Consider the following 14,690-nt stretch of genomic DNA (forward strand, 5'->3'; position numbering starts at 1 on the left):
CTTATTCTTGATCTTAATCTTTTTCTTGATTTTTCTATAGCACTATAAACGAATAAATAGAAGGATCAAGATTAAGATCGAGAAAAGGAGATTTGAGAAATAAACTTTGCTATAAGTTAATCAAATGGATAACCTTTCTTATAAGATATTTCTGGTTTCTCCTGATTTTCATTCTCGTCTACTTCTTCATCTTCCCAATCATATCTTTTAGGAGGATCTTTTTTCCGAAATAAAATTGAAAAAAGAAATCCAACTATACCTCCAATCAAATGAGCTTCCCACGATACTTTATAATCAACCGGTAAAATTCCCCAGATCATTCCACCATAAAGGAAAGTAACAATTAAAGAAAGGGCTATCGAACGAGTATCTCGTCTGATTACTCCGCTGAAAAATAAAAAACTTGCAAAGCCATAAATCAAACCACTGGCACCGATATGATAAGCTGATCTTGCAAAAATCCAGATCAATATTCCTGAAATGAAATAGATACTAAGAATCACTTTCCAGCGTGAGGTTTTGAAAAAATAAACAATACCAGTTGAAAGAAATAGCAGCGGAAGAGAATTTGAAATAAGATGATTCAAATCCGCATGGATGACTGGCGATAATAATATTCCAATTAATCCGGAAAATTTTCGCGGAAATATTCCGACTTGAATTAAATTGAATCCGAAAATTATCTCTGTTAATTTTATTACCCAGAGAAGTACAAGAAACAAAGAAGGGATAAGTAATTGAATGTCTATTCTTTCTTTTAACTTCATAATTATTCTTTAAATATTTTTCTGGTTATATCACTTCTTAAAACTATACAATTCCCTCAAAATATTCTTTGATTATTTTTCAAATTGTTTCTTTCCAACTAACAATTTCTTGGGCAACGAAAATGTTTAATTCAAATTATTTTATTGACATAAACAAATCTACGTATTAACTTGTCTTTAGTTTTCGGGGAAACTACCTGAATGAATCAAATTCCAAAATAATTTCCTTGATTCATTTTTTTATTCCTTCTCTTTTCCCAGAAAGATGAATTGATTTTGAGTTTATAGAATTACCAACTCTTGTATACTGTAAGAAAAGAAAAGGTAAAATAAATGAAAACAATTTTAGTCATCTTATTAGTAATAATATTTGCTAATCCAGTCGCTTCTCAAATCATCAAATTTGATGGCGGAAGCTCTTGCTCTAACAAATCACACTATAATCTTACTGAAAAAGCTATTGATTCATTAGATAAAATTTTAAGACTTCACCTAAATAAAACTTATGAAGATACTACTGAAGTTCTTTTTAATGATCCAATTGGTGATGGTGGAACAAACAGCTTTGGAAAAACAACTGTTAATTATGTTGATCTTGATTGTACAAATAAATTAAAAGATTTTAATTGCAATAATATTACTTATGATGGACATCTGGGAACCGATGTTGAATTATTAAATTTTTATGATATGGATGAAGGGAAACCAGTTTTATGTGCGGCAGATGGATTTGTTATAGATGTTCATGATGGTGAATATGATCGGAGAACATCCTGGACAAATGGCGCTGTAGGCAATTCTGTAATTGTTCAACATCAGGATGGTTCATTTGCTTATTATTGGCATTTCAAAAAAAAATCCATCCGGGTAGAAAATCACGATGTTGTGCATTCTGGGGATACACTTGGAATGATTGGCAGTTCTGGGTTTTCAAGTGGACCGCATCTTCACTTTGAAATCCGGAATAAAACTGGACAAATTGTGGATCCATACAATGGCAGTTGTCAACCGAATCATGCACTTTGGAACTTCCAACCGGAATATGTTTCAAATTTACCTTTTCAATTATTGGATTTTGGTATAACAACAATTCCATTAAACTGGGCGATTATTTCTGAAAAACCTCCAGTTAAAACTCACGTTACTCTTGGAGATACTATTTATTCCTGGTTGCGATTGCGCAATGCGAATACTTCTGATACTTTGAAATGGGAATTATATTTTAACAATGTACTCTGGACAACTTTCCAATTTTCTCCTTTTGCATCGTACCCAAGTAGTTGGTGGTATTCATCATGGGTACTTCCACAGGATTCTGTATTCTTTGGAAATTGGAAAATATTAATTTTTAGGAACGATAGTCCTATCGCAGAGAATAGTTTTATATACAATAATAAAAACAATCAATTACCTGTTGTTTTGGAAAAAGTTATTGAAGTTGATAAAGAATTTATTGTTAGCGAATTTTCTGCAATTGATACAGATGGTTCAATCTTTTGGTATAAAATTAATCAAGATCCTGGACATGGTACTATTGAACAATTTGGCGGAAGACATAGAAAATTTTTATATAGACCCCAACCAGATTTTACTGGAGTTGATACACTAAAACTTTATGCAATCGATGATGAAAACAAAGCTGGTAAGATTGGAAATATTTTATTCCTTGTAAAAAAACATGTTTCTGTTGATAATCCTTTGAACCATCATCTTTCGTTTAAGTTGATGCAAAACTTTCCTAATCCATTTAATCCAATAACTACTATTATTTATCAAGTTCCAGAACCAGCGCATGTTACATTAATAATTTATAGCATTCTTGGCGAAGAAATTTCCACTTTGTTTGATGACTATAAATCAGCCGGGAGGTATGAAATAAAATTCGATTCGAACAATTTACCTGATGGTAAACGAACACTTTCGAGCGGAATATATTTATATAAATTACGCTCTGGCAATTTTTGTGATATAAAAAAACTTATCATATTAAAGTAAAAATATGGTGCATACCAATTGCTGAAAAATTATTACCATTCCAGCATCGTTATCTTTCCATCCATATCAGAAACAACAATACTATTTTCAGATATTGGCAAAACAGGATTTACCGAAGTTACACCAATTCTATAAATCCATTTAACCAATCCATTAATTGCATCAAGACAATAAACAAATCCATCTCTTGTACCAAAGAAAATATTTCCAGAATGTTCGATGATGGGTGATGGATTGAAATCATATCCATAGCCGGCTGCTGAAATCCATTTTGTTTTAAATTCTTTTTCAACTGGATCCAAGGCAATCACGGTATCATTCATGGTTCTGGCAAATATAGTTTTGCCATCTTCAGAAATGCCGATTGATTCCCTTACCTGAAAGCGATTTGTTCGCCAAATAGTTTTTCCACTTTGCTCATCAATAGCTGTAATAAACCGATCAGGAGCGACGATAAAAACTTTTCCATTAGAGGTTACAGGTAAGCAAGCTGCAGGTGAATAAAGTACTTCCGGTCTTCCATTAGACCATTTCCAGGCAAGCGAACCATCCTTTTTATTTAGCGCATATAAATAAGTATCCCACGCACCAAAAATAATTTTGGCGTTACAAATTAAAGGTTTAGCTTCTATAAATTCTTTAACTTGATCAAAATCCCAAATTTTCTTTCCTGAATTTAAATCCATTGCTATGAATTTACCATCGCTTGTTCCCATAAAGACATTATTCTTTTCGATAACCGGAGACGATACTATTGGACTATCTGACAATATTTTCCATAAAATTTTTCCATCATTTTTATCCAAACAAAAAATATTTTTATTAGTTGATGCAATTACAATTTTATTCTCTGAAATAGTTGGAGTGGAGAATATTCTTCCATTAGTTTTGAACTTCCATAATACTGTCCCTTCAATAGAAAAAGCAATAACTTCCCCACCGGTATTTGTAGTTAGAATAATTTTACCATCGCTTACCGGGGTTGAGGCATTTACAAAATTTGTTTCTGCAAGCCATCTTGCTTTTACTTTTGGATATTTTTTATTTATTGAAAAATCCGGTCTGTTATATTTTGTAGTATCATTAGAAAAGGAAATCTTTGTTAGTTTAATTTTATTCCAGGGAATTTTCTGTCCAAGTCCTGGATTTACTTCTGTAAAAAATATTGAATCCCCTTTTAGTTCAACTATATTAAATCCACCTATTCTACTTTTAGCTCTTAAATTGGATCTGCCCATAACGCCAGGTATCCCTTCGAAGTTAAGAGCTTTATTAGAATGACCATGACCACATAAGATAAGCCGGGTATCATACTTTTTTAATCTATCCAAAACTTCAAACCAATTATCAATTGATGAATCGACCGGGTAATGAGTAACAAAAATAATCGGCTGATTTTTATTCACTGTTGAGAGAAGAGAATCGAGCCAGCGAATATCCTCAGGTGCAAAATGACCATCTGCCATTCTCATCAATGGTCCCTCATGAAGCCCGATAAAAAAGTATTCGCCAAATTTAAAAACGAATCGATCATTTCCCCATAGTTGTTGGAACTTAGTTCCACCGGATTCGGACCATTTTGTATCGTGGTTCCCTGGAATTAAATAATATGGTTTTTTCAAGCTATCGAGAATTTTTTTTGATAGCACCAAATCTATATTTCTCCCTGTTTCGGAAATATCACCGGAGAGAATTATAAAATCAATATTTGAAAGTTGATTTATATAGTTCATTGAAATTGATAAATCAGAAGCTCCTGATGGACTACCAACATGAGTATCGCTTAACCAGGCAAATCGAAAATTATTGTCCTGAGCAAAAACAGAAATTACAGTTATAAAAAATAAAAGAAGAAATAATTCAAATGTTTTTTTCATTATGAACTCAATTTTATACTTGGTTAAAATATAAATTTTGATTGAGTAACTAACAAACAAAATTTGAGTAGCTTTTAGAAATTGAAACTGAGAGCGGTTTACCTTATATTTGAAAAAGAATTTCCATCAATTTTACAATCAGGTTAGGAATTTAATGTAAATAGATTTTCTCTAACTTAAATTATTGAAATAATTTTTAACATTGCACCTGTGGCTCAATTGGATAGAGCATCTGACTACGGATCAGAAGGTTCGGGGTTCGAATCCCTGCAGGTGCACAAGAAAAAGCCCGAATATTGTCCATATTCGGGCTTTTTTACGGTTGAGCCCGGTTTGCAGTCATTGGCATCAACCTAAGAAAATTTTGTACTTGAATAGCTCCGGCATTTATACCTGAGTATCGGAATCCTAAAAAAATCCTGGACTTTAGTCCAACCTACTTGCAGTAGGCAAGTACAATCCTAATGTTGGGCTAAAGCCCTAAATTCTTGGAGAATATTCTTTCCCCCGACTTGAAAACCTGCCTACGGTAAGCAGGGTCGGGGTTATTTTTATCATAAACTAAATATTTTACCTTAAGTTAACGCCTATGCGTTTTCGCGGGGAAGACCTTTTTGGAGAGGACCCACAGTTATTTTAATTTTTATTATTCCAATTAAGAGCCTCTTTTAATAAAGAAAGAAACTCTGATTTTGCAAAAGGCTTGGATATATAATGCGTACAACCTTCACTTAACAATTTTTCTTTATCACCAGCCATAGCGTAAACTGTAATAGCTATTATGGGAATCTTTCTGTAACCTTTTATTTTTTGTAATAATTTTATAGTTTCTATACCATTTAATTTACCACCAAGATTTATATCCATCAGAATTATATCATATTTATTCCTCTTTACTAATTCTATTGCCCCTTCACCATCTGCAATGCAATCAATATTATAAGAGCTTGCCACTAATGTTTTAATCAACTTTTGACTCACCAGATCATCTTCAACATATAAAATTAATGGTTCACCAACTTTCTTTATTTCAACTACATATTTTTCTTCTTTAGTTTCAATCTCTGCTTTTTCACTTTTTTTAAATGCTACTTTAATTAGCGGGAACTTTACTCTAAATGCTGAACCAACGCCAACTTTGCTTTCAACTGTTATCTCTCCATGCATGCTTTCCGCATATTTCTTTACCAGCGTAAGTCCTAAACCTGTACCTTCATATTTTCTATTCCATCCTTCACTTGCCTGCCTGAAAGGCTCGAAAATAATTGCCAGATTTTCTTCCACTATTCCTATACCAGTATCTGTTACCAAAAATTCCACATTCATTTTTTCGTCGTCAATTATTTTATTAATTTCAACTGTTACTTTACCTTTTGGAGTGTACTTAATTGCATTATTCAGAAGGTTATTGATGATAGAATTTAACAAAATTTTATCGAGGTTGGAAAATAATAATTCTTTGCCTGTAATTACTTTTAGTTCTATTCCTATAGCTTCTGCAGATTTTTCGAATACTTTAACTAATTCAAGAACATACTCAGTTAATTCAACCTCTTCAAAATATACTTCCAGAGTTTCGGATTCAATTTTCGATAAATTAAGTATCAGGTCTAATGTTTGCTTTAGCCTGTTTCCGCTTTCAAAAATTATTTTTGCCTGTCCTTTAAAATTTTCATCTGTTAATTGTTCTTTCATTATTTCTGCAAAACCAAGTATTCCATTTAACGGTGTGCGTAGTTCGTGGCTCATATTGGCTAAGAAACTGGATTTTAACCGGCTCATTTCTTCCGCTTTTTCTTTGGCTTTAATTATTTCTTCTAATAAATGTTTGCGTTCGGCAACCTCTGCAATCAACATCGTATTGGTGTCCTGCAGATCAGCCGTGCGTTCCCGAACCTGCTGCTCCATCATAGTATAGGATTTATTAAGCTGCTCAGATGTCTCAAATTGCCGGCGCTGAGCACGTTCTGTAAACAGGGTTTTTATACCAGTCCCTATCATCAGTGCCACAACAGTCAAAAAGTCACCCATAATGAAATCAACAAAAACTGATTCAGTCCAAAGAGCAACCGAAATAGTATAGACCAGGAGGGTTGACATCCCAACCAGTATTGTTGCCCATAAGCGCAGGTTCGAAAAGGTAAATATCCCGAAAATAATGATTAAGAAACTCCCGAGTCCAATTGAACTTGTGAGTCCATATGGACCAGATCCATAGCTTATAAATAATGCCGCAGTTAAGCAGGTATAACTCAGCCAGAATAAAGCGGTGATATATGATATGAAGCGACGCACTGCCAGTTTGCGACTTAAATACCAAGCCAGGGCACTGACGGGAAGAGCGCCAAGAATTCTTATCATAATGGCTTGATGACCGGTTTCCGAAATAATTGTGTCCTGCCATATAAATCCGATCATAATTAAAGCGCCTACTAAACATGCCCAGCGTAATTGTTCGGCGGTGTTATCTCTTTGTTGATTCAGAAACTTTTCTTCTTTGATCTGATCAGCAAACGCCACGGACAATTTCTCCCTCGTCTTGGAGAATATTCCGGAATGGTTCATAATGGAGGCTCTCCTATACCGGACTGGACTACACCTTTGTTAGCCATTAGTGCTAATGATTGTTGTGAATCCATTTTATTCTCCTTATTTGAAGCGTCATCAATCATAAAACCACACCAATGGATATTGTTATTAGATGAGACCGACCAAATTCCGGCTGTATTTCAGGAAACATGTTGTATTGATATCCTATGTCAATACTTAATTGCTTAAACGGGTATATTCCCACACCACCAGTCCATGATGTATTACCGTTATTATCCAGAGCTAATCCTCCACGAGCGAATAAAGCATCTACTATCTGGTGGTCAATTCCTGCAAACATCCTATGAACTTCCATATTACCTGTGTCATTTTTTAATGAACAGTATTGATAGTCCATATTGACCGTTGAGTTACTACTGTATTCATATGAAGGACCGGCACGCAAAGTAAACTGTTTTGCTCTGTCTTTAACTTGTAGATTACCAATTCCTGAACCGAATATATCATACACTTTTGCCGTTGATGGTGATTCCGAATAATCAACAACTATACCTCCCAGAAGATTATTTATAATACTGCAAAGAGCCCCGACTCTAAAACCATAGTTAGCGCTTGAAGTATAAGTATGTGTTTCGGCAATGTATTTGGTTGTAACTTCCGATGACGAATAATTAAAATTTCCACCTAAGGTTAGATCATCAGAAATTCGTTTTCCCCATTGAACCTGGACATAATCCATATCATACAAAAATTTATAATCTGGCAGCGGAGCCCGCATAGCTCTTTCATTGCTGCGCACCTGTGCAAGAGACACCTGAACAGTTCCGAAGTTGTTAAAATCTTTGGTGATAGATTCGGATATAACATGTAAGACTGTACCCTCCTGGAAAAGAATTTGAGAATATTGTGGACTTAATGATAAGTGATAATTCCCCTGTATGTTTTGCCAGACAGTTGAGGCTGGATTGACAGATGACTGCCACTTACTGCCGGCAGAAGCACCTCCTGTGGCGGCAACGTCTGCGTAGGAGGAAAAACGGCTTAATGCTGCAGGGAAGCGTAATGAAAAGTCTTTGTTATCAAATCCCTTAGCGTAAGCATAGCTTCCTAAATTTGCCAATGCAATGAACAAAATGATTGCCCCAAACAATCCCCTTCTGTATTGCAATGCTAACATTACTGCTCCTATTTGTTTATTCCGTCTGAAAAAATATTTTACAATTATTCAGATCCTAACGGGGCTTTCATTCTTTACAAATTTATTAGACTTTAATACAATTGCAGTAAAACCATTTTTAAAATATTATTCTTATTCAAATCTAATTTATTTTCTAATGATTTAGCCCTTCACTTAACAAAGAAAGAAACTCATCTTTTGAAAAAGGTTTGGATATATAATGGGTACAGCCTCCGCTTAACAATTTTTCTTTATCACCTGCCATAGCGTATGCTGTTACTGCTATTATTGAAATACTTTCGTATCCTTCTATTTTTTTTATTTCTTTGGCAGTTTCCAGACCATTTAGCTTACCTTTTAGATTAATATCCATTAAAATTATATCGTATTTTTTTTGCTTTACTAATTCAACTGCTGCTTCACCTTCGTCAATATATTCAATTCTATAAAAATTACTAACCATTGCTTTAATAACTTGTTGACTAACAATGTCGTCTTCGACATATAAAATTAATGGTTTATTATTTCTTTCTGTTTCAATTACATAATTTCCTTCTTTCGTTCCAATATCTGCTTTTTCACTTTTCCTAAATTCTGATTTTGTAATTGGGAACCTGACTTTAAATGTTGAACCGACGCCAACTTTACTTTCCACACTTATAGTTCCTTTCAGACTCTCTACATATTTCTTTACCAGTGTAAGCCCCAAACCCGTACCTTCATAACTTCTACCCCATCCTTCACTTGCCTGCCTGAAAGGCTCGAAAATAATTACCAGATTTTCTTCCTCTATTCCTATACCGGAATCTGCTACCAACAGTTCTGCATACAATTTTTCTTTGTCAATTATTTTATTAATTTCAACTGTTACTTTACCTTGGTGTGTATACTTAATTGCATTATTCACAAGGTTATTGTTGATGGAATCTAAAAGAACTTTATCCAAATTAGAAAATAATAATTCTTCCCCTGTAATTACTTTTAGTTCTATTCCTTTTGCCTCTGCAGATTTTTCAAATACTTTAACCAGGTTTGGAATGTAAGAAGTAAGTTCAATCTCTTCAAGATTCACAGCTAAAGATTCTGCTTCAATTTTAGATAAGTCCAGTATAAGGTTTAATGTATCTTTAAGCCTGGTTCCGCTGTCAAAAATTATACTTGCCTGCTCTTTTAACTCTACATCATCCAATTGCGTTTGAAGGATTTCCGCATAACCAAGTATTCCTATTAGCGGTGTTCTAAGTTCGTGACTCATATTAGCTAAAAAGCTGGATTTCAGCCGGTTCATTTCTTCCGCTTTTTCTTTTGCGTTTATTATCTCATCTTCGGCAAGTTTGCGTTCTGTTATGTCAATAAGAATACCAATACTTCCAATCAAATTACCAGCTTCATCATTCCATGGAAATGAATGATCCGATAGCCAAATCAATTTACCAGCTTTAGTTCTTAATTGATAATCAGCCTGCCACTCACCAGTCATTCCTTTCTGCCTGTCTTCTACAACTAAATCAATATTAACATTTTCAACATGGTATTTACAAATCTTCACTACTAAACTTTTTAAACCAATTTCATTAATTTCCTCCGGAGAATATCCGGTTAGTTTTTCTATTGCAGGATTCATGTAATCAAACATCATAGTATCATATTTAAGGCGGTATATAACATCGTTTGTTGCTTCAACTATAAACCGGTAACGTTCTTCACTTTCTCTTATTTGTTTTTCAGCCTGCATTCTTTTAAATGCAATTCCAATTGTAGAACCTATTTTTTCAAAGAACTCGATCATTTCCAATGTAAACCTGTTAGTGCGTTTATCATTAAATTGAAGCAAGCCTATAGCATTTCCTCCGGATTTTAGTGGAATTAAAGCAACAGATTCATAACCATCGCTGTTACATCTATTCCTTGTAGCCGTTTGAAGTTCTTTTTCCGAATATGTTGATAACAGTTCAGTAGTGCTGTTTGTCCAAAAGCTGCCACCATAGGTAAAAAATGAAAGTGAAGGATCGATTCGATTTGAAATTATATTACCGCACATACATTCCAAAAATGGTTTACCATCAGGAGCATATATAATTTCACCATCCAGGTTTCTGGCACATAAGAATCTTTCCTCTTCAACAAAATGTGCGGGAAATCCATTAGCAACAAAGTATGGATAATCTTCACCTTCTTTCAGGCGGATTGCGATGGCTTCAAATTCTGTGAATAATTTAGTCTCTTGTAGTATATCATCTATAATTTGCTGCCATTCATTTGGTCTGTTTAATATTGCTAATATTTTTGCAATAAAAACTTGTCTATCCTCTGCAAGTTTTCTCTTGGTAATATCACGGATGTTACATTGAATTACTTCGCTTCCATCAACTTGATAAACATTACTAACGAACTGAACGTAAATAGTTTTTCCATCGATAGTTTCAAACGGCAGATTTTCATATGCAATATATTTTTTCTCCTGCAATTCTTTAACGTTCAATATAGATGCAGCTTTATCTTTAATAAAACCAAGTTCCCACAAATGTTTGCCAATTATCTCCTCTTTAGAATATCCAAGAAGTTCAGTTAGGTATGGGTTGGAATCTACAATAATTCCTGTCTGGGCATTCAAAATTAATACTCCATCTCTGGCAGCTTCAAATAACCGGCGATATTGGATTTCAGATTTTATCATCGCTTCTTCCGTATGTTTGAGGACGGTGATGTCCCGCGCAGTTGAAAGAGCACCGGTAACATTATCGTTTTTATCTTTTAAAACACGGCACCACCAACTAAGCAATCGAATTTTGCCATCTATGCGTCTTTGTTTGCTTTCAACATATATTATATTTTCACTACCATTAAAAAGCGGTTGGGTGTATTTATAAGTTTCTTGCTCACCTTCAAAATAGTATGATGCTTCTTTTCCAACTACATCATTTCCAAAAAATTCTATACCCGCCGGATTAGCCCATGTGTAAATTTTATTGTTATCAACTTCCATAATAATATCCGGAACAGAAGCTAAAATTGCTTCCTGCCGTAAAGATAAAATGCGAAGCGCCTCATCTGTACGTTTGCGTTCAGTGATATCATTATAAGTAATAACTACACCATACCCTTCCAGAGGCACAGGCGTAGCAGTAACGCTTATCCATGTGATCATGTTATCGGGTTTGACTATACCCATTTCGACATTTTCCACTTTGCACTGTTGTTTCAGTGCCCGCACACTGGCATATTCATCAGGCGGCATAGGTGTTCCATCTAAGCGCACGATGCGCCACTCATGGCTGTCAATATCGCGTTGGTTTTGCTCGGTTTGTGGTATGCCGAGCAACTTTTCGGCTGTTGGATTGGTTTCTAAAATATTTCCTAACTCGTCCGATACTGTAATGCCCAACGGTAAACAGTCGAACAACGTTTTATATTTAGCTAATGCAACGCGCAGTTCTTCTTCCGCTTGCCGTTGAGTTTCTTTTTCCTTAGCTTCAACAAGCGCCCGTTTAATAGCATAGGGAAGTCTTATCGGTCTATCCTTTAAAACGTAATCAACAGCTCCCAGTTTTAAAAGTTCTACTGCGGTTTCCTCGCCTATTGTTCCGGAGACGAAGATTAAAGGAACATTCGGGCAAATTTCTTTAGCCCATCTTAGTGCGCCGAACCCATCAAATCCGGGTAGTTTGAAATCAGCGAGAATGACATCATAAGTATTGCTGCGGAGCAAAGAGACAAATTCCTTTTCTAACGCAGTACAATCCATATCCAGGTCAAATCCCGCGTCTATCAATAACTCGCGGATGATCTCAACATCTTGAGGCGAATCCTCAAGTAAAAGTGCTCTTAACATAATAACCCCTATTAGCTTTTGGTTTATGTGGATAACATACTCACCGGTGGTGCTTCATTAATGACAGCCCAGAAGATACCAATCTCTTTCACTGCTTGAATAAAATCTTTGAAATCTACAGGCTTTACTACATAAGCATTAACTCCAAGTTCATAACTTTTTATCAAATCCTGTTCTTCACGGGAGGATGTAAGTATCACAACAGGTAACATCTTTAGAGCCGGATCGCTTCGTACAGTTCGAAGAACTTCAATTCCATCCATGCGGGGCATTTTAATATCCAGAAGCAATACTGCGGGAAGCCCCGGTTTACGTAATTTATACTTGCCTTCACGTCGCAGAAATTCCATTGCTTCCACTCCATCTTTAACGACAGTAACGTGGTTGGCAAGGTTATGTTCAGACAGCGCCTCAAGAGTCAACTCCACATCCTTGGGATTGTCTTCTGCTAAAAGTATCGTCCTTAGTTCTACCATAATATGTTCTCCTTAATTATGTTGTATAGAAAAATAAAATGTCGCTCCTCCTGCCTTGCCGGCAGTTAGGTTATCAAGTTCAGCTACTGCCCACGTGCGTCCGCCGTGGCGCATTATTATCCGCTGCACATTTGCCAGACCGATGCCGGTTCCTTCAAATTCTTCTGTTGGGTGCAAGCGTTGGAAAACACCAAAGAGCTTTTGTGCATATTGCATATCAAACCCTACACCGTTATCCCGGACAAAAAATATTACTTCTTTCTTTTCAACCTTGGCTCCGATTTCAATTAGAGCTTTCTCCCTTGTTCGCGTGAATTTGACCGCGTTACTTAGGAGATTCATCCACACGAGCCGCATCATTGCACTATCGCAAAAGACTGATGGTAATTTGGCAACTTTCCATTTTATAGAGCGATCAGGGTTATCTTTGCCAAGCGATTCTATCACTTCTTTAACTATTTCATTCATATCAGAATCTGCTCGACGCATCTCTGCCCTTCCTGTTCTGGAGAATTGCAGCAGATTATCTATGAGCAATCCCATCTGATGCACGGAATCTGCAATAGAGTCTAAATAATGCTGACCCTTTTCTGATAATGCGGGATGGAACCGGCTAGTGAGCAACTGCACGTATCCGCTAATATGCCGTAACGGGGCGCGAAGATCGTGAGACACTGAATAAGTAAATGCTTCGAGTTCCTTATTAGAGGCTTCTGTTTTTTCGGACTGGTCTCGTAAGCTATCTTCAAGTTTCTTTTGCTCGGTGATATCAACTGTAAAACCGATTATGCCGATAATTACACCATGTGGATCATAAAAAGGTATCTTATCTGTCTGTACCCATATTGTTCCTTTGGGAGATGACATTGATTCAATGATATTCCTTTTAGGTCTGCCGGAAGAGATTACATCCAGATCGTCTTTCAAAAAGGTCTCTGCCTGTTCTCTGGGATAAAGATTGAACAAAGATTTATTTTCCAGCTGTTCCTTCGTCATTCCCATTACCTCAGAAAAGACTTTATTAACTTTTAAAAAGTTGTTTTCTTTATCTTTATAAAAAACCCATGCTGGAATAGAATCAAGTATGATCTGTTGTTCTTCTCTTTGGTTTTGCAACTGCACTTGGGCTTCTTGCAATCCCTCGTTGGTGGTGTTCAGTTCCTCGTTTGAAGCATTGAGCGCCTTGTTGACAACCTGGAGCTCCTGGGTGCGTTCGAGTACCCGCTGTTCCAATTGAGCGTTGAGTTTCAGTAATTCCTCTTCCGCCTGTTTTCGCTCGGTTATATCTGTAACGGTACCAACCCATCGTATGGGTTGTCCGTCGGGCGTCCTTGCAACTGCACCCCGAGCCGACCACCATCTAAAAGTTCCGTCTTTCTTTATAGCTCGGTATTCCTCAGCATAAGGTGCACGTTCCTCCAGATGAGCCTGCACAGCAGTCATCACGCGAATCCAATCATCGGGATGCACCGACGCACCTAAACCGTCCAGAGTTCTTGGAAACTCGCCCGGGTTATAACCAAGCATTTCATCAATCTTCCCAAACCATTTTACGTTTTGCTTAAGGTCCCATTCATAAACCACATCGTTTGATGTTTCTGCGGCGATACGGAATCTCTCTTCGCTCTCCTGTAAGACTTCCGCAGCCCTCTTTCGTTCAGTAATGTCTCTGGCATTTACAGCCATAAATTCAGGTTCGCCATTTTTATTTTTTAGTAGTGTGCATGATAATACTGCCGGAATTTTCTTCCCGGTAATATCCTTGAATGCACTGTCTCCCTTCCAACTGCCAACACTAAATATTTCCGGCAGAGTTGTATTGAACATATCATTCTTTGCATCATCATGGATAAATTCTTCGATTTTGTACTTAGTAACTCACCTTACGCAACCCGATGCGTATAGTTATATTTTTTAGAATTTCATAGCGAAAGAAACTTTGAGATTTTCCAGTTGATTAAAAGCTGCACGATTTGCAGTAAGATACAATTTAGCTCGCAATGCTGTTGGGTTCAA

Annotated in this window: 8 protein-coding genes and 1 tRNA gene; 2 read left to right on the forward strand and 7 right to left on the reverse strand. The window is 36.1% G+C overall.

Annotation, left to right across the window (positions count from 1 at the left end; translation table 11 throughout):
- Positions 1–116: 116 nt before the first annotated feature.
- Complete coding sequence (locus NTX22_05975; GenBank protein MCX6150052.1) at positions 117–767, reverse strand: rhomboid family intramembrane serine protease; 651 nt, start codon at positions 765–767, stop codon at positions 117–119.
- 333 nt (positions 768–1,100) lie between these two features.
- On the opposite strand from NTX22_05975, the gene NTX22_05980 reads away from it, so the two are divergent.
- Positions 1,101–2,762 carry a peptidoglycan DD-metalloendopeptidase family protein gene (locus NTX22_05980; GenBank protein ID MCX6150053.1) on the forward strand — a complete coding sequence of 554 codons (1,662 nt, stop codon included), beginning with the start codon at positions 1,101–1,103 and terminating at the stop codon, positions 2,760–2,762.
- 32 nt (positions 2,763–2,794) lie between these two features.
- On the opposite strand, the gene NTX22_05985 is transcribed toward NTX22_05980, so the two are convergent.
- The gene (locus tag NTX22_05985; protein ID MCX6150054.1) at positions 2,795–4,639 is read right to left on the reverse strand and encodes a PQQ-binding-like beta-propeller repeat protein; all 1,845 of its coding nucleotides are present in this window, start codon (positions 4,637–4,639) and stop codon (positions 2,795–2,797) included.
- Positions 4,640–4,843: 204 nt separating this feature from the next.
- On the opposite strand from NTX22_05985, the gene NTX22_05990 reads away from it, so the two are divergent.
- Positions 4,844–4,917, forward strand: a tRNA-Arg gene (locus tag NTX22_05990).
- Between the two features lie 358 nt (positions 4,918–5,275).
- Here the strand turns inward: NTX22_05990 and NTX22_05995 are convergent.
- The 5 genes from NTX22_05995 to NTX22_06015 all read right to left on the reverse strand — a co-directional run bounded on the left by NTX22_05995 (position 5,276) and on the right by NTX22_06015 (position 14,501).
- On the reverse strand, positions 5,276–7,204 hold the full coding sequence (locus NTX22_05995; GenBank protein ID MCX6150055.1) for an ATP-binding protein: 1,929 nt from the start codon (positions 7,202–7,204) through the stop codon (positions 5,276–5,278).
- A 103-nt stretch (positions 7,205–7,307) separates the two neighbouring features.
- On the reverse strand, positions 7,308–8,366 hold the full coding sequence (locus tag NTX22_06000; GenBank protein MCX6150056.1) for a hypothetical protein: 1,059 nt from the start codon (positions 8,364–8,366) through the stop codon (positions 7,308–7,310).
- 154 nt (positions 8,367–8,520) lie between these two features.
- Positions 8,521–12,198, reverse strand: coding sequence for a PAS domain S-box protein (locus NTX22_06005; protein ID MCX6150057.1), 3,678 nt, complete (start codon positions 12,196–12,198; stop codon positions 8,521–8,523).
- Between the two features lie 23 nt (positions 12,199–12,221).
- Positions 12,222–12,674: a response regulator gene (locus NTX22_06010; GenBank protein MCX6150058.1), complete on the reverse strand. Its 453-nt coding sequence runs from the start codon at positions 12,672–12,674 to the stop codon at positions 12,222–12,224.
- Positions 12,675–12,686: 12 nt separating this feature from the next.
- Positions 12,687–14,501 (reverse strand): PAS domain S-box protein, encoded by a 1,815-nt coding sequence (locus NTX22_06015; protein MCX6150059.1) that lies wholly within the window; start codon positions 14,499–14,501, stop codon positions 12,687–12,689.
- Positions 14,502–14,690: the final 189 nt, after the last annotated feature.

This window comes from Ignavibacteriales bacterium (assembly GCA_026390815.1).
Lineage (GTDB): Bacteria > Bacteroidota > Ignavibacteria > Ignavibacteriales > SURF-24 > JAPLFH01.

Excerpts from the sequence above, each read along its gene's own strand:
- NTX22_05975 (MCX6150052.1), bottom strand. The coding sequence starts at position 767 with ATGAAGTTAAAAGAAAGAATAGACATTCAATTACTTATCCCTTCTTTG.
- NTX22_05980 (MCX6150053.1), top strand. The coding sequence starts at position 1,101 with ATGAAAACAATTTTAGTCATCTTATTAGTAATAATATTTGCTAATCCA.
- NTX22_05985 (MCX6150054.1), bottom strand. The coding sequence starts at position 4,639 with ATGAAAAAAACATTTGAATTATTTCTTCTTTTATTTTTTATAACTGTA.
- NTX22_05995 (MCX6150055.1), bottom strand. The coding sequence starts at position 7,204 with ATGAACCATTCCGGAATATTCTCCAAGACGAGGGAGAAATTGTCCGTG.
- NTX22_06000 (MCX6150056.1), bottom strand. The coding sequence starts at position 8,366 with ATGTTAGCATTGCAATACAGAAGGGGATTGTTTGGGGCAATCATTTTG.
- NTX22_06005 (MCX6150057.1), bottom strand. The coding sequence starts at position 12,198 with ATGTTAAGAGCACTTTTACTTGAGGATTCGCCTCAAGATGTTGAGATC.
- NTX22_06010 (MCX6150058.1), bottom strand. The coding sequence starts at position 12,674 with ATGGTAGAACTAAGGACGATACTTTTAGCAGAAGACAATCCCAAGGAT.
- NTX22_06015 (MCX6150059.1), bottom strand. The coding sequence starts at position 14,501 with ATGTTCAATACAACTCTGCCGGAAATATTTAGTGTTGGCAGTTGGAAG.